This is a genomic window from uncultured Aureimonas sp. (genome assembly GCF_913775355.1).
Taxonomy (GTDB): Bacteria; Pseudomonadota; Alphaproteobacteria; order Rhizobiales; family Rhizobiaceae; genus Aureimonas.
Genome location: NZ_CAJYIU010000184.1, coordinates 1 through 14,863, shown reverse-complemented (window position 1 = coordinate 14,863; position 14,863 = coordinate 1). Strand labels below are relative to the sequence as shown.

Sequence of the window (14,863 nt, the reverse complement as noted above, 5' to 3'; positions counted from 1 at the left end):
CGTTCATCCCGAGCGTATCGAAGGCGGCGGTCCCGGACCCGCCGCCTTTTTCGTGCCCACGCCCAAGGGCGCTTCGTCGCCGGCCTGTCGGTTCAACCGGATGAGCCCCGGCAGCATTCGGCCGGGGCTCCATCGCATTTGCGAGCAAAGAAAAACCCGCCGTCCGCAAGGACGACGGGTTTTTCCGTTCAGACCGTCCAAGGAGCGTTTCCGCTCCCCGGGTGTCCGCTTCTTAGTTGAAGCGGAACGAAGCCTTGGCCCACACGGTGTGGAAGTCGAGGCTGTCGTTCGACGTCGCCGTGAACGGAGCCTGGACGCCGGCCGCGTTGCGGTAGGTGACCGTCGTGTCGGTCGAGCCGAGGTCGGTGTAGAGGTACTCGAGGCCGAGCGAGAGGTTCGGCGTGACGAGGTAGTCGACGCCGGCGCCGACGGCGTAGCCGACGTCGTCCGAGCTCGAGTCGACCGTCGGCGTGAAGCCGGCGAGGTTGCCCGTCAGCGTGCCCGGAGCGAAGAACTTCACTTCGGTGTCGGCATAGGCGAGACCGCCCGTGGCGTAGACGGCGAAGCGGTCAGCCGTGATACCAGCCTTCGCGCGGACGGTGCCGACGAAGTTGATGTCCGACGACAGGCCGAACACGTCGGTGCCGAGCGAGTAGGTCGAGTCCGAGGTCGCGTCGATGTAGTTGATGTCGGCGACCGCACCGATCAGGAAGTTGTTGATCTGGTAGTCGTAGCCGACGTGCACGCCGCCGATGAAGGCTGCGTCGTCGCTGTTGTCCGAACCGCCCGAGAAAGCGGTCGTCTGGATGACGCCGGTGTTCGGGTTGTAGCGGACGTCGCCGGCATCGCGGTTGAAGGCCACGCCAGCCTGGCCACCGACGTAGAAGCCGGTCCAGGAATAGGCCGGCGCCACTTCGACGACGGCCGGAGCAGCGGGCTCCTCATAGACGACGTCGGCAGCGAGAGCCGGGGTGACGAAGGCGGTCGAGGCCAGGAGAAGGGCGAAACGCTTCATGGTGATACTCCAGTGTCGCCGTGGCGACGTTGTTTGCAACGGACTTTTGATCCGGAAGGCGGGACCCGGTTTTCCCCGGGCTTGAGCCGATTTAGGGTCCGTACCCCTGCCGAGGCAATGGCACCGGGGGCGTTCCCGACCGCCATGTGGCAGGTGGGCAACAGAGCCCGACCGGTGCCGATGACGTTCGCCGCAAGGAATAGGTCGGCAACGTTAAGGCAAGCTTAATCGGCACCCTCGCACTTGCCTCAAGAAAGGCAATGAAAACAACACCTTGCAGCGGTGTTGCCGCACTGCATCACGGCCCGTCTCAATCGGCGCCGACAAGTGATCAGGTCGAAAAATCCGGCTTGGAAAACCCGGCACGTCGAAGCGTCCGTCGGGGCACCCGAGCGAGCCTTGTCGTCGCCATTCCGAAGCCGCAAAGCCGCCACAAGTCCTGACGTTTTCTTGCCTTTCCGGCGAATCGCGCGGATGCCGCGAATCACCGGCGTCGACTCAACCTTTGGTCGAATCGACGCTAGGCCACTTGCAGGTGCCGGTCTTTGACGACATCGTGCCGCCCCTTCCGGACGCGCCCCGGCGACCGGGGCGGTCCAGACAGGCCGATTCAGGCGTAGAGGTCCATGACCTCGCCGAGCAGCTTCAGCGCGTCTTCCATCGACCGCTGGAACGAGTTGCGGCCGATGATCGACCCGTTGCCGCCGCCCTCGCGGATGGCCCGCACCTCGTCGAGAAGCTCGCTCGTGTTCTTGGCCGCGCCGCCCGAGAAGACCACGATGCGCTTGCCGGCGAAGGACGCCTGCATGATATGGCGCACGCGGTCCGCCCCGGTCGAGCGGGCGATGTCGTTCTTTTCGTAGGTGCTCTTGGCGTCGGCGAGATCGACGTGATCCGTCGGCAGCTTGACCTTGATGATCGTGGCGCCGAGGAGCGCGGCCATGTGGGCGGCGTAGGCGATGATGTCGAGGCCGGTCTCGCCCTCCTTCGTGACCTTGCCGCCGCGCGGATAGGACCAGACGACCGTCATCAGCCCGCGCGACTTCGCCTGCAGCGTGATCTCGCGCAGTTCTTCCATCATGTCGTAGCTGTCGTCGGCGCCCGGATAGATCGTGAAGCCGACGCCGACGCAGCCGAGCCGCAGCGCGTCCTCGACCGTCCCGGTCAGCGCCTGATCCTGCTTGTTGACGAGCGAGTTGCCGCTGTTGAGCTTGAGGATCAGCGGCACCTCGCCGGCGAACGTGTCGGCGCCCTGCTCGAGGAGACCAAGCGGCGCAGCGTAGCCGGACACGCCCGACTCGATCGCAAGATTGTAGAGGTAGTGCGGGTCGTAGGCGACTGGGTTCGGAGCGAAGCTGCGCGCCGGGCCGTGCTCGAAACCCTGGTCGACCGGCAGGATCACCAGCCGCCCGGTGCCCGCGAGGCGACCGTGCATCAGGAGGCGCGACAGGTTGGTCTTCAGCCCCGGCGTCTCGCCTTCGTACCACGACAGAATCTTGCGGACTGTATCGGTTCTCAGCATCGGCTTTCCTGCCCTCTATCGGATCGCGAACCACCGACGATGCCGGTGTCGGTGCTCTTCTGCGGATCGAACGGGCTGCCGTAAAGTGGCGGGGCAAGTCGTCGGCATATTAAAATCGGTTCAAATGAATTCATCGGCCCCAAAGCGTTCGAAGTTGCTTAACGGCCGGACGTTTTGCGACGCGGAATTTCTTGCGAGTACGAAACGATTTAAGTCTTCGCGGTGAGATCAACGAAAAAGGGAGGGGCAAGCCCCTCCCTCTGACAGGCGCGAATGCGTCTCGGTTCAGTCGCGGTAGTAGCCGACCGTGCGCTTGGCGCGGCCCACGATGCCGCCGACCGCACCTGCGATCAGGCCGAGAAGCAGGCCGACGAAGGCACCGAACGCGGCGCCCGAAGCGGCCTTGGCAGCTTCGCCGGCGGCCTGACGAGCCTGGGCGACGGCCTGGTCGTACTGCTGCTGGAACTGGTTCAGGCGCTGCTCGGCCTCGGCCTGGCTGATGCCGGCCTGCTGCGAGATGACCTGCACGGCGGCGCTGCGCTGCTGCGGCGTCGCGTCCTGACCGAGACCCTTGAAGATCTCGCCGGCAGCGGCCGTCAGATCCTGCTGGCCGGTCGCCTGGCGAGCCTGATCGGCCGCCTGCTGCGCCTGGTCCTGCGCCTGGCCGGCAGCCTGCTGGGCCTGGTTCTCGCCGCGCTGCAGAAGCTGGCGAGCCTGCTGCTGGAGCTCCGGCGGGAGCGAGTCGATCGAGTTCGGGATGACCGACGAGACGGCCGAGCCGAGCGAGGAGACGGTCGAGCCGAGCGCACCGAAGGCGCTGGTCACGAGCGCCGACGCGCCGCTGGTCAGCAGGTAGACGGCGACGAGCGTTGCGGTCGCCCAGGTGGTGACGCCGTGCAGCGCCGCATCGCGCTTGGAGGCGCTGCCGGCGAAGCGGGCCGCCGCGAAGGCGCCGAGAAAGGTCGCGATCAGGACCGTCAGGACGGCCCAGATGCCGCTGGCGGAGCCGAAGGTGGTGAGGGCGGGGGTGTCGCCGCTCTGCGGATCGATGGTCGCCAGGCCGATCCCCAGCCCCAGAAGGGCCAGCATCACCTGAAACACCAGCGCGAGGATCGTGCCGGCGACGATGGCGCCCCACGAGATGCGCTTCAGGGGCGCCGCTGCATATGCACTGCGATCGACGACATCGACCATGTTGATTACTCCACCTATGACTCGACCGCTTCGATTGCGGCGGTGTGATGTCCCTTCCGGCTCAAGACCGGTGGTCAGAACCTAAAATGGAGCGGCGGATTGGTTTTCCAGTGAGGATGGCGTGATTCCCGTCTTGCACGATCGATTATCCTCAATGCCCCGCGCCGCCGGGCTTGCGCTTGGCGATCTCGCCGGTCGACTGATGGCGTCCGATCCCGGTTTCGTCCGGCTCCGGCTGGCCTCGCGCGTGACGCTGACAGGGCTTCTGGTTCTGGGTGCCCTCATTTCGATCCACGCCTTCGGCGTGGGTCTCTCGCCGGCTGCCTTCTCCGCCGGCCTTCTTTTCGCCATCCAGGGCGTCGTCGCGATCCGCGAGACGACGGCGTCGGGTCGCCTGCACACGCGTCTTCTCGCGGGCGCGGCCGGCTTTGCCATGCTGGCGGCGAGCGCGCTGCTTCAGCCGCACCCACGCGTCGTCGACGGCCTGTTCCTCGTCACCGCCTTCTCGGCCGTCTTCATGCGTCGCTGGGGCCAGCGCTGGACCGCCGTCGGCATGTTCGCCTTCATGGCGAGCTTCGGCGGCGCCTACTTCCGCCCGTCGCCGACCGACCTGCCGGGCATCTTCCTGGCGATCCTCGTCACTGGCGCCGCGGCGCATCTGGTGCGCGAGGTGCTCGTACCCGACCGCCCGCTCGGCGACCTCCGTCGGGCGCTTGCCGGGGTCGACCACCGCGTCGGCCGCGTCGCGGCGCTCGTCGGTGAGGCCGCCCGCCTCGGCTGGACGGCACGGCGGGAGCGGCGGGTGCGCGCCGCCCATCGCGGCGTGCGCGACGCCCTAGGCGTCGTCGAGACCCTCCTGCCGGACGAGCCGCAGCGCGGCACCGCCCTGCCCGGCGCCGCGCCGCTGGCGATCGAACTCTTCGATCTCAATCTCGCGCTGGAGAGCGTGCTGGCGGAAGCGCTGGAGCCGGCCGGCAACAGTGACGACGCCCGGCAGCATCTCTCGGTGAGCCTGCGCCGGCTGGCGGGCCTTCGCCGCCGGCTCCGCAGGGCGGCCGCCGCCCTCACCGATGCGGATCTCACGTCCGCTCCGGCATCGCCCGCGGTCTCGCCCCCCGCGACGGCCGCGTCGGTCTGGCAGGACGAGCCGACGCGCCTTGCGATCCAAGTGACGCTCGCCTGCGCGCTGGCGATGGCGGGCGGCATGTGGCTCTCCGTCGACCGCTGGTTCTGGGCGGTGCTGACGGCGTTTCTCGTCTTCACCAACGTCCAGTCGCGTGGCGACACGGCGCTGCGGGGGTTGAACCGCGCGGCCGGAACCGCGGTCGGGATCGCGGCCGGCATGGTGCTGGCGACGCTGATGCACGGTCAGTTCGGCCCGAGCCTTGCGCTCTGCGTCCTCTTCACCTTCCTCGCGTTCTTCTTCCTGCATGTCTCCTACGGGACGATGACCTTCTTCCTCACCGTGACGCTGTCGCTGGTCTACGGCCTTCTCGGAAACTTCTCGCCCGAACTCCTGATCCTGCGGCTGGAGGAGACCGTGATCGGCACGGCGTCGGGAATCCTCGTCTCGTTCCTGATCTTCCCGCAGCGCACGAGCGATGCGGCCGGGCGCGCCGTCACCGCCTTTCTCACCGATCTCGACCGGCTGCTGCAGGCGATCGAGGAGCGGCTCGGCGGCCACGGTTCGGAATGGCGGATCTACGCCGTCTCGCGCGCGCTCGACCGCCGGCACGCCGCCATCCTCGTCGCCAGCCGGCCGCTCGGTCGGACCTGGCCGTCCGGCGCGCGCCAGCGTTCGGTGCGCATCGGGCGCCTGCGCTTTGCGGTGATCGCCCACTGGGCCCACCGCCTCGCCGCCGCCTCGATCGGGCCGGTCTCAGATGCGGAGGGCCTTCGCCGCGAGCTCGCGCGCTGCCGGGCGGCCGTCGCCGAAGTCTCCGTGCCGGCCTTCTTCGAGCGAAGCGCCTCGCTGCCACGCTCCGTCCCCGATCAAGGCGACAACGCCGCCCGGCGCGACGAGCTCGACCCGATCCTTGCCGCGCGCGCCATCGCCCACACGCTGGCGCAACTGCTGCCGGGCGAGCCGGCCGACGCTGGCGTCAAACTGGCCGGGAGTGCGGGAAGCACCTGAAAGCGCTTCACAAACCGCCCCCTGCCGTGGCATTGCCGCATCACCGGACGACTTATCCTGCCGCGCTCGCCTGTTTGGCTGGCGTCGTCGTCGTTCCGCCCTCTTTTTGACGGCTGCGTCGTGGGCATCCGCCCTGCCGAACCGACATTTGTGAAGGACCTTCGCCGCGTGACCTCGCTCCTCCTCGACCAGCGCCGCAGCCGCCTCCTCCCGCTTCTCGGCGGAGCCGTGCTGCTGGCGCTCGCCGGCTGCCAGAGCGGCCCGACGCTGCAGGCCATTAGCCTCGATCAGGCTCAAGGGTCGGCCGAGAACCTGTCGTCGCTGACGGCCGCCGTGAACGCCAACCCGCGCAACCCGGAAGCCTACAACGTGCGCGGCATCGCCTACGGGCGCTCGGGCGACAACAAGCGGGCGATCGAGGACTTCACCACCGCGATCCAGCTCGACCCGAATTTCTACCAGGCCTACGCCAACCGGGCGCTGGTGCTGCGGCAGACGAACCAGAACGCGGAAGCCGTCGCCGACTACAACCAGGCGCTCAAGATAAATCCGAACTACGATTCCGCCTATATCGGCCGCGGCAACATCTACCGGCAGGCCGGCCGCAACCGCGAGGCGCTCGGCGACTTCCAGCGCGCCATCGACCTGAACACGACGGACCCGCGCGCCTATCACAACCGCGGCCTCCTCTATCAGCTCGACGGCCAGCACCGTCAGGCGATCGAGGATTTCGCCACCGCGATCTCGATGGACGCCAACGCGCCCGAGCCCTATTCCGGCCGCGCCGTGTCCTACCTCGCGCTCAACAACGTCGAGGACGCCGCGGACGACATCAACCGCGCGATCCAGCTCGACGGCAAGCGCGCCGAGTTCTGGGCGACGCAGGGCCTCGTCCTCGAGGCACGCGGCGACAAGGCGAAGGCGTACCGCTCCTTCGCGCACGCCGCTTCGCTGGACCCGAACTACCAGCCGGCCAAGGACGGCGTCGCGCGCACGCGCGGATCGGCAGGCGCCTGAGGTTTCAGCGCGTCACGTTTCGTGAAGGCGGCGGGCGGCCACTGAACGAAACCAACGGCTTGGCAGAAGGTTAACGGCCCGAACAGTGTTTCGAGCCGAGTGACATGCCATGAAGAAGACCATCCTCGCCGCCCTCGCCCTGGCCTCCGCAGCCGCCCTCCCCTCCGCCGCCGAAGCGGGCGTCAAGGTCGGGACCCTCGTCTGCAAGAGCAACGGAACCCTCAACCAGATCGTCTCGTCCAGCGAGACGGTGCTGTGCAACTACATCCCCTTCGGCCGCACGCGCGCCACCGAAACCTATGTCGGGACGCTCGACACCTACGGCGTCGACCTCGGCGTCACCGGTCGCACGCTGATGACGTGGTCGGTGCTGGCAGCAAGCTTCGAGCGCGGGCAGCCGCAGTCGCTGGCGGGCCGCTACTACGGCACCAGCATCGACGCCTCGTTCGCGGTCGGCGTCGGTGGCAAGTCGCTGATCGGCGGACCGGACCGTGGCTTCACGCTGCAGCCGACAAGCCTGCAGATTCAGGAGGGCGTCAACGCGACGGTCGGCGTCGCACGGCTGACGCTGGACGAGGCGCAGCCGGTCGCCGTCATCTACAAGCCCTGACCGCTTCTCGATCAAAACGAAAAGGCCCGCACGGTGTGCGGGCCTTTTCCGTATCGGGTCGGGCGTTGGTCAGTGGTGCGTCTTCAGGTCCGGCCGATCGTGCTTGATCTCGGTCGAGCCGCCGAGGAGGTAGCTGGCGAGCACGAAGAAGATCGCGCCCGCGAGCACGCTCATGATAATGCCCGCGCTCATGACGAGGCCGACCAGCATGGCGAGCAGGATCGCGACGATCGCGATCGAGCCGTACTTCACCAGCCCGAGGAACCCCATGTAGGTCCGGTCGTGCTCGGCGTAGTCCATCGTGGTGCCCTTCCACTCGTAGCCATGATCCTCGGCCATACGCTCTTTCCTCTCCGCCACGGCGTTTTCCTGGCTGTTATACGGGAAGCCGGCGGGCTGACAATCGCCGCCGTGCAACGACGCATACGAAAACGGGGCGCATCGGCGCCCCGTCCCGTGTTTTCCGTCGATCGGCCGCTCAGGCGGCCTGACGCTTCTCGTGACGGCCTTCCTCGACCTCCTCGATGATCTTGGCGATAAAGGCCGGAAGATCGTTCGGGTTGCGCGAGGTGATGAGCGCCTGATCGGTCACGACTTCCTCGTCGTGCCAGCGGCCGCCCGCGTTCACGACGTCGGTCTTGATCGACTTGAACGAGGTGACGTCTCGGCCCTTGACGATGCCGGCCTCGACCAGCAGCCACGGCGCATGGCAGATGGCGGCGAGGGTCTTCTTCGTGTTGTAGAAGTCGCGCACGAACGAGACGACGCTCTCCTCGGCACGCAGCTTGTCCGGATTGATCTGGCCGCCCGGCAGTACCAGCGCGTCGTAGTCGTTGACCGAGACCTGGCCGAGGACCTTGTCGACCGGAACGCTCTGGCCCCAGTCGGTTTCGTCCCAGCCCTTGATCTCGCCTTCCTTCAGCGAGACGACGTGGACGGTGGCGCCGGCAGCGCGGAGCTTCTCCAGCGGCTGCATGAGTTCCGACTGCTCGAAACCGTCGGTGGCGAGAATGGCGATCTTGGCGTCGCGAATGCTGGGCATGAGGGATGAACCTTTTTTTTCGAAACGCGGACAGGCCTTCGCGGGAGCCTCGAAGCTCCGAAAGGTGCTGTCCGCCCTTGTTGGTGTTCGGTCCACCAACGGGCGACGACGGAGGGGGTTCCTGATTCAGTCGTGGCTATCGGCTTCGCCGTCGATGGCCGCCGCCGCATGGGGATAGGAAAAACCTGCGCGCATCAGGGCGGCGACGTCCCGGTCGCGCCGCTCGGCGCGCTCGCGCAGGCGGTGGGGACCGAGGCGGCGGCGCTGGGCCAGCCGCCGGGCGGCATCCGCCTCATCGGTCTCGTCTCCTGCCATGACGCTCGCGACCGTCTCGCGGTCGACGCCCTTGATCGCGAGCTTGGCCGCACTCTGGCGAAGCGACGTGCCGCGTCGCCGCAGGGACGCGAGTTTCGCCTCCGCATAGCTCCGGTCGTCGAGGAGCTTCAGTTCCACGAATTTCGCCACGGTCTCGTCGACCAGCGCCTCGAACGCCGACGGCTCTTCACCGCGGGCCTCGGCCCGGCGCATCACCTTGCGCTGCAGGACACGCCGAAGGTTGGCCTCCGTCGAGGCGTAACGCTCCAGATAGTGGCTGGCCGCACGGAACAGCCATTCCCGCGTCACCGGCCGGGTCGGCCTCGCTGCTTTCGTCGCTGGTTCGCTCATGCCAAACGATGTAGCTCCAGCCGCCCGCCCCGTCACCGGGCCGAACGCAAAACGGCCCCGGACGACGATCGCCGGGGCCGCCTCGAAGGTGGATGCGCGGGGAATCAGGCCGCCGCAGCGGCAGCCTCGAAGGAGCCGCGCTCGCGGATGACGGTCGTCGCGTCGACGTCGTGGCCGAGAATGCCGATTTCGTAGGCGATGGTCGCCGCCTCCGCGCGGGCACGCTCGATGCCCGGCGCGACGTCCTCGCCGAGCGTGAAGAGCGTGCCGCCGTGCAGGAACGGCGCCTCGTAGGCCGCGCGCTGGACGAGGCCGACCTCGAGGCGGGCCGTCGGCGAGCGCTCGATCATGCCCTCTATGGTGCGCGCGACGCGGCTCGGAATGGTGGTGACGGCGCTGGCGACGAACGCCCAGTCGCGCCCGCGCCGGCCCTTGTCGGCCTCGGTGGCCAGCAGTCGGTCGGTGGCGAGCGCCGCATAGGCCGAGAGCGGCGAGAAGCGGACGGGGATCAGCGCGCGATCCGACAGGCGGGCGCCGGCACGGATCATCTCGGCATTGTCGCCTGCGTCGATCAGGGCGAGGTCGCCGCGACGGCGGGCGGCGCGCACGATGCGCTCCAGCGTGATCTCGTCGTCGGCCACCTCGACGGTGCAGAGCGACGGGCGGCCGGGCCTGGCGGCCCAGTCCACGAGGTCCTTGTCGCGGCCGGCATCCACCAGCACGACGGGAATGTCGGCGGCGGCGGCGACGCCCGCGAGCGTCAGGGCAAGGGTGGTGGAACCGGAGGTCTTGAGCGAGCCGATCGACAGGACGGGCGTCATGGGAATTCCTTCTGGAAGCAACGGGCCCGGCCCCGAACGAGGCCCGACCCACGCACCCGGACTGGCGGGCGTAAGGCGATAACCATTGTTAAACGCCTCCGTGCTTGACCGGGCCTTGCGGTCGCGCGATCGGATGGAGGCGCGATTCGAACGCTCGCGCGTCGCAAGGGACCTTCCACCGTGCCAGACAGCGCCACCCTGATCGCCGTTCCCGCCGATACGAGGCGCTTCGAGAACTACGAGTGGCATGCCGCGCCCTCGACGTACCTCGCCGCGATCATGGCGACGGCTGGCGGCGTTCCCGTGATCGTGCCGGCGCTCGCCGACGAGGCGGCGGTGGATGTCGTGCTCGACCGCGTCGACGGCGTCCTCGTCACCGGGTCGGCGTCGAACGTCCATCCGAGCCGCTACGGCGTCGAGCCGACGCCCGCGCACGAGCCCTTCGATCCCGCGCGCGATCGCCTGACCGAGACCATGATCCGCCGGGCGATCGCTCGCGAGATCCCGCTTCTGGCGATCTGCCGCGGCCATCAGGAGCTGAACGTCGCGCTGGGCGGTTCGCTCGCAACGGAGATCCAGGAATTCGAAGGACGGATGGATCACCGCGCGCCGACCCACCCCGAACAGGACGGGCGCTTCGCCCTGCGCCATCCGGTGGCGGTGGAGCCCGGCGGGCGGCTGGCCGCGATCGTCGGCGCCGAGACCGTCGAGGTCAACTCGCTCCACCGACAGGCGATCGACCGTCTGGCCGACGGGCTGACGGTCGAGGCGCGCGCGCCGGACGGGACGGTCGAGGCCGTGTCGGTGACGGGTGCCGACGGGTTTGCGCTCGGGCTGCAGTGGCACCCGGAATACTGGGCCGCGAGCGATCCCGCCTCGCGCGCGATCTTCCAGGCGTTCGGCGAGGCGGCCCGTCAGTATCGCAAGGCGCGCTAGCCGGGCAACGAGGCGAGAAGGAGCCCGAGGCCGACGGCGACGAGCAGGCCGGCGCCGCCGAGCTCCAGCACCGTCCGCAGTCCCCGCCCCAAGCCGCCGGTGCGGCCCGCAAGAAGCGCCAGCCCCTTGCCCGACACCGCGAGCGCGGCGATCAGCGACACGGTGATCGCCGTGCCGAGGGCCATCGCGAGGACCGAGAGCCCACCGGCGCCATAGAGCCCGTTCATCAGGGCAAAGGTCAGGACCACGATGGCGCCCGAGCACGGGCGCAGGCCGATCGCGATCACGGTGGCGAGCGCCGTGCGCCAGGAGAACGCCGGACCTTCGAGAAGCTTCGGGTCGAGGATATGCGGCCGGCCGCAGTCGCAGGCGTCGCCGGCCGGGTCGTCACAGATATCGGCGCCATAGCCGCCGGAGGCACGGAGCGCGAGGCCGGGAGAGGACCCGCTCGCGCCGGTGAAGGTCCCCCGGCCCGCGAAGGCGAGGCTGACGGAGGGCTGCGGGCTGCAGACCCGCACTGCGCCCACTGCCCGCCGCAGAAGCGGCCAGCCCTTGCGCGCGAAGAGCCAGGCGCCGACGAGCGCGATCATCGCATAGGAGCCGAGCTCGAGCCCGAAGGCGAGATCGGTCATCGACAGGCCGCTGCCGCGCAGCGCGAACCAGCCGAGCGCGACCACGATGCAGGCCGAGAGTGCCTGCACGAGGGCGGCTGCGAAGGAGAGGACAATGCCGCGCCGCAGCGCAACCTCGTTGGCGAGCATGTAGGACGAGAGCACCGCCTTGCCGTGCCCAGGCCCTGCCGCATGGAAGACGCCGTAGGCGAAGGACAGGCCAGCCAGCCAGAGGAAGCCGCCCTGCCCGTCGCGCAGCGCCACCAGCGCCTGTCGCAGATCGACGAAGAACTGCCGCTGGACGGCGAGGATCTTCATGAAGACGCCTGCGAAGGGCCCGCTCGGGGCCGCCGTGACCTCGGCATTGCCGATGCCGAGCGAGGACTGGGCGTGGGCCGTCGCCGCAGCGGCCAAGACCACGGCCAGCGCCAGCGAAGCGCGCGTCAGCCGGCCTTGCACGAGACGTCCACGCGTGTCGCGAGAAGCTGGGAGAAGTTGACCCCGTCTTCCGGGATCGACTGGCCGGGTTTCAGCATCGAGACCGAGTTCATCCATTCGCTCGCGTCCTCGTCGGGATCGGGGCGCGTGTAGCTCTTGGTGCACGTCTTCGGCAGGTCGAGGAGCTGGAAGGCGGTCTCGTTGGCAAAGTCGAAGGCGACGAAATAGGACTCGTCGTAGACCGAGAAGGTGACGGGCTGCGCCTTCAGGTCCACCGCCTCCTCCGGCTTCATCTCGAAGAAGAGGAGGAGCTGCCCCTTCTCGAAGAGGCCGCGAATGCTTTCCGGCGGCTTCAGCTTGAGGTCGCGGTTGCCGATGCTGACGAAGGTGTAGAAGTCCCATTCGGCGATCGACTGGCGCACCGTCTCGGCGACGGCCTGCACCTCGTCGTCGTCCAGCGTCCCGTTGCCGTTCTTGTCGAAGTCGACGACGACGCTGGAAGAGAACAGCTCGTCGAACCGCCAGATGTTGCGCACCGAAGAGAGCATGCCGTCGCTGGTTCCGACGATTTCCATGCGCGAGTCGGCAAAGACGTGCGGATGGGCCGAGGCCGCGCCGCAGGTCGCGGCCAGGAGGGCGACGCCCGTCCCGGCCAGGATGATTGGTCGACGCATGTTCGTCCCCGCTTCGATGCCTTGGCGGAGGGACGATGAATTCAAGGCGAAAATGGGGAAAGGGTCTCTGCGCCTTCAGCGTAGGACGACGACCTGCGCCCCGACATGCACGCGCTCGAAGAGATCCATCACGTCGTCGTTGCGCATCCGGAAGCAGCCGGCCGAGGCCGCCGATCCGATCGAGTTCGGCGAGTTGGTGCCGTGGATGCGATAGGTCCCCCATCCAAGGTTCATCGCCCGCTTGCCGAGCGGATTGCTCGGCCCCGGCCCCATCGAGGCCGGCAGGGTCGGCTTCTTCTCGCGCATCGAGGGCGTCGGCACCCAGGTCGGATCGAGGCGCTTCTTCGAGACCCAGCTCGTGCCGAACCACTGCTCGCTCGGCTTGCCGACGGCGATGTCGTACTGCAGCGCCGTGTCCTCGCCGGTCACCAGGAAGAGCTGCCGCGCGCCGGTCATCACCACGATCGTGCCGGGCTCGTAATCGCCGAGGAACACGGTCTCGCGCGCCTTCACGCCGGCGTGGGCGGCCGAGCCGGCCCCAAGGATGAGGACGGCGGCGAGGAGCTTGGTGAACAGGCGCATGCGGAACCTCGGCATTTCAATGGGATGCCGGGCCCGGCGCCTCAGGCGGCGGCGCTCATGTCCCGGCCGGGATTATTCTTGCGGAACCAGGTTGCCAAGAAGTCAACGAAGACGCGCGTTCTCGCCGGAAGGTGGCGGCGATGCGGGAACACCGCATAGATGCCGGCGTCCTTCGGAACGTACTCGTCGAGAACGCTGACGAGGCGGCCGGCCTCGATCTCGGGCCGCGCCACGAACTCCGGCAGCATGGCGATGCCGAGCCCAGCGAGCGTCGCCGCGCGGACCGTATAAGGAGAATTAGCCGAGAAGCGCCCCGACACGCTGATCGGGATCGGGTCGCCCGTCGCGGGATCGCGGAAGGTCCAGTTGTAGAGGATCTTGGCGTTGGAATCGATCACGGCCGGCATGCGCGAGATCTGGCTCGGATGGGTCGGCGTGCCGTGCTGGGCGAGGAAGTCCGGCGTCGCGCAGATGGTGAAGTCGAGCGAGCCGAGCCGGCGCGCGATCATCGCCGAATCGGTCAGGCGCGTCATGCGGATCGCGACGTCGAAGTTCTCCTCCAAGAGATTGACGAAGCTGTCGTTGAGGTGAAGGTCGAGCGAGATGTCGGGATGGGCGGCCGAGAACTCGACGAGGCTGAGGCCCAGCTCGGCGTCGCCGAAGGTGCGCGCGGCGGTGACGCGCAGGGTGCCCTTGGCCTCGCCTGTCGCCTCGCGGGCCTCGTCGTTTAGGGTTTCGAGATCGGCGAGGATCGCCGAGGCGCGCGAGACGTAGACCTCGCCGGCCGCCGTCAGCGCCACCTGCCGCGTCGTGCGGTTGATCAGGAGAACGCCGAGTTCGTCCTCCAGCTCGCGCACGTATTTCGACAAAAGCGCCTTGGAGCGACCGGTCTTGCGCGCGGCGGCCGAGAAGCCTTCGTTCTCGACGACGGCCAGGAAGGCGCGCATTCGGGTCAGGGTGTCCATCGGCATATCTCTCGTGTGCGAAGCTGACCGGTGTTGCCGTCTGACGACATCATGGCGTCGAGTCCAGTCCGATTCCAAAATGCGCGGTCAGGGTCGTTTTTTCTGTTGCGTATGACAACGGCCGTTTCTATATCCCGCCTTGCCCAATGTCGCACGTGCCTGTGGGCGTCCCCCGGACCTTCGAATGCGAAGATCACCGGGTCGGTCACTGGAGTTCGTCTCCAGGTCGGTTTCGCTGCTGGCGAAATCGTGGACGCCTTGAAGCAACGACGGTGAGGGCCTTTCTGGTCTCTCCTGGTCTCCATAGCCAGGAATACTGCAGAGGCACACCTTCCTTGCCCGAAGTGCGGCGAGCGTAGCTCTCCAATCCACGGCAGACTTTACCGGATCCTTTGGCGGCTCACCCCGTCGTCGGGTCCGTACATGTCGCGTTTCGCGTTCGCTTCACGTGCGGGGTCTCCACCGGCTGCATGTGGGAACGAATGCGTGCGCTCCTCGTCAACCTCTTGGTTAACCGGAGCTTCCGATGGCTACGCAGCGCATTCTCGACTTCATCGCCACCCGCCGCCCCGCCGGCCCCTGCCTCGTCGTCGACCTCGACATCGTCGAGGACAATTTCCGCGCGTTCCGCAAGGC

15 protein-coding genes are annotated in these 14,863 nt (G+C 68.0%); 4 read left to right on the top strand and 11 right to left on the bottom strand.

All coding sequences use genetic code 11. The annotated features are described in order from the left end of the window. Nucleotides 1–232: 232 nt before the first annotated feature. From QZ753_RS11610 to QZ753_RS11600, 3 genes are all read right to left on the bottom strand, one after another. Nucleotides 233–1,015 (bottom strand): outer membrane beta-barrel protein, encoded by a 783-nt coding sequence (locus QZ753_RS11610; protein ID WP_294643899.1) that lies wholly within the window; start codon nt 1,013–1,015, stop codon nt 233–235. Nucleotides 1,016–1,625: 610 nt separating this feature from the next. Next, nucleotides 1,626–2,537, bottom strand: coding sequence for a class I fructose-bisphosphate aldolase (locus QZ753_RS11605; protein WP_294643897.1), 912 nt, complete (start codon nt 2,535–2,537; stop codon nt 1,626–1,628). A gap of 285 nt (nt 2,538–2,822) precedes the next feature. Further along, nucleotides 2,823–3,731, bottom strand: coding sequence for a hypothetical protein (locus QZ753_RS11600; protein ID WP_294643895.1), 909 nt, complete (start codon nt 3,729–3,731; stop codon nt 2,823–2,825). A gap of 154 nt (nt 3,732–3,885) precedes the next feature. Between QZ753_RS11600 and QZ753_RS11595 the strand changes: the two genes are divergently transcribed. The 3 genes from QZ753_RS11595 to QZ753_RS11585 all read left to right on the top strand — a co-directional run bounded on the left by QZ753_RS11595 (nt 3,886) and on the right by QZ753_RS11585 (nt 7,492). Beyond that, the gene (locus tag QZ753_RS11595) at nt 3,886–5,865 is read left to right on the top strand and encodes an FUSC family protein (protein ID WP_294643893.1); all 1,980 of its coding nucleotides are present in this window, start codon (nt 3,886–3,888) and stop codon (nt 5,863–5,865) included. A gap of 168 nt (nt 5,866–6,033) precedes the next feature. Next, nucleotides 6,034–6,882: a tetratricopeptide repeat protein gene (locus QZ753_RS11590; RefSeq protein ID WP_294643891.1), complete on the top strand. Its 849-nt coding sequence runs from the start codon at nt 6,034–6,036 to the stop codon at nt 6,880–6,882. A gap of 109 nt (nt 6,883–6,991) precedes the next feature. Continuing rightward, nucleotides 6,992–7,492 carry a DUF992 domain-containing protein gene (locus QZ753_RS11585; RefSeq protein ID WP_294643889.1) on the top strand — a complete coding sequence of 167 codons (501 nt, stop codon included), beginning with the start codon at nt 6,992–6,994 and terminating at the stop codon, nt 7,490–7,492. Nucleotides 7,493–7,561: 69 nt separating this feature from the next. On the opposite strand, the gene QZ753_RS11580 is transcribed toward QZ753_RS11585, so the two are convergent. The 4 genes from QZ753_RS11580 to QZ753_RS11565 all read right to left on the bottom strand — a co-directional run bounded on the left by QZ753_RS11580 (nt 7,562) and on the right by QZ753_RS11565 (nt 10,021). Further along, a complete protein-coding gene (locus QZ753_RS11580) occupies nt 7,562–7,831 on the bottom strand; it encodes an aa3-type cytochrome c oxidase subunit IV (protein ID WP_294643886.1) in 270 nt (89 codons plus the stop codon). 139 nt (nt 7,832–7,970) lie between these two features. Beyond that, nucleotides 7,971–8,534: a type 1 glutamine amidotransferase domain-containing protein gene (locus QZ753_RS11575; RefSeq protein WP_294643884.1), complete on the bottom strand. Its 564-nt coding sequence runs from the start codon at nt 8,532–8,534 to the stop codon at nt 7,971–7,973. 126 nt (nt 8,535–8,660) lie between these two features. Next, nucleotides 8,661–9,200, bottom strand: coding sequence for a RecX family transcriptional regulator (locus QZ753_RS11570; RefSeq protein WP_294643882.1), 540 nt, complete (start codon nt 9,198–9,200; stop codon nt 8,661–8,663). Nucleotides 9,201–9,304: 104 nt separating this feature from the next. Then, complete coding sequence (locus tag QZ753_RS11565; RefSeq protein ID WP_294643880.1) at nt 9,305–10,021, bottom strand: chromosome partitioning protein ParA; 717 nt, start codon at nt 10,019–10,021, stop codon at nt 9,305–9,307. Between the two features lie 180 nt (nt 10,022–10,201). Between QZ753_RS11565 and QZ753_RS11560 the strand changes: the two genes are divergently transcribed. After that, nucleotides 10,202–10,957: a gamma-glutamyl-gamma-aminobutyrate hydrolase family protein gene (locus QZ753_RS11560; protein ID WP_294643878.1), complete on the top strand. Its 756-nt coding sequence runs from the start codon at nt 10,202–10,204 to the stop codon at nt 10,955–10,957. Here QZ753_RS11560 and QZ753_RS11555 read toward each other — a convergent pair. From QZ753_RS11555 to QZ753_RS11540, 4 genes are all read right to left on the bottom strand, one after another. Then, nucleotides 10,954–12,027, bottom strand: a complete 1,074-nt coding sequence (locus QZ753_RS11555; protein WP_294643877.1) for a nickel/cobalt transporter — start codon at nt 12,025–12,027, stop codon at nt 10,954–10,956. The genes QZ753_RS11560 and QZ753_RS11555 overlap by 4 nt on opposite strands. Beyond that, the gene (locus QZ753_RS11550; RefSeq protein ID WP_294643876.1) at nt 12,012–12,680 is read right to left on the bottom strand and encodes a DUF1007 family protein; all 669 of its coding nucleotides are present in this window, start codon (nt 12,678–12,680) and stop codon (nt 12,012–12,014) included. Before QZ753_RS11550 ends, QZ753_RS11555 begins: the two co-directional genes overlap by 16 nt. Nucleotides 12,681–12,755: 75 nt before the next feature. Then, a complete protein-coding gene (locus QZ753_RS11545) occupies nt 12,756–13,262 on the bottom strand; it encodes a L,D-transpeptidase (RefSeq protein ID WP_294643874.1) in 507 nt (168 codons plus the stop codon). Nucleotides 13,263–13,303: 41 nt separating this feature from the next. Next, complete coding sequence (locus QZ753_RS11540) at nt 13,304–14,227, bottom strand: LysR family transcriptional regulator (protein ID WP_294643872.1); 924 nt, start codon at nt 14,225–14,227, stop codon at nt 13,304–13,306. Nucleotides 14,228–14,863 lie beyond the last annotated feature (636 nt).

Coding starts and splice junctions, on each gene's coding strand:
- QZ753_RS11580 (WP_294643886.1), bottom strand. CDS start 7,831: ATGGCCGAGGATCATGGCTACGAGTGGAAGGGCACCACGATGGACTAC.
- QZ753_RS11610 (WP_294643899.1), bottom strand. CDS start 1,015: ATGAAGCGTTTCGCCCTTCTCCTGGCCTCGACCGCCTTCGTCACCCCG.
- QZ753_RS11540 (WP_294643872.1), bottom strand. CDS start 14,227: ATGGACACCCTGACCCGAATGCGCGCCTTCCTGGCCGTCGTCGAGAAC.
- QZ753_RS11545 (WP_294643874.1), bottom strand. CDS start 13,262: ATGCGCCTGTTCACCAAGCTCCTCGCCGCCGTCCTCATCCTTGGGGCC.
- QZ753_RS11565 (WP_294643880.1), bottom strand. CDS start 10,021: ATGACGCCCGTCCTGTCGATCGGCTCGCTCAAGACCTCCGGTTCCACC.
- QZ753_RS11600 (WP_294643895.1), bottom strand. CDS start 3,731: ATGGTCGATGTCGTCGATCGCAGTGCATATGCAGCGGCGCCCCTGAAG.
- QZ753_RS11550 (WP_294643876.1), bottom strand. CDS start 12,680: ATGCGTCGACCAATCATCCTGGCCGGGACGGGCGTCGCCCTCCTGGCC.
- QZ753_RS11575 (WP_294643884.1), bottom strand. CDS start 8,534: ATGCCCAGCATTCGCGACGCCAAGATCGCCATTCTCGCCACCGACGGT.
- QZ753_RS11605 (WP_294643897.1), bottom strand. CDS start 2,537: ATGCTGAGAACCGATACAGTCCGCAAGATTCTGTCGTGGTACGAAGGC.
- QZ753_RS11570 (WP_294643882.1), bottom strand. CDS start 9,200: ATGAGCGAACCAGCGACGAAAGCAGCGAGGCCGACCCGGCCGGTGACG.
- QZ753_RS11595 (WP_294643893.1), top strand. CDS start 3,886: ATGCCCCGCGCCGCCGGGCTTGCGCTTGGCGATCTCGCCGGTCGACTG.
- QZ753_RS11585 (WP_294643889.1), top strand. CDS start 6,992: ATGAAGAAGACCATCCTCGCCGCCCTCGCCCTGGCCTCCGCAGCCGCC.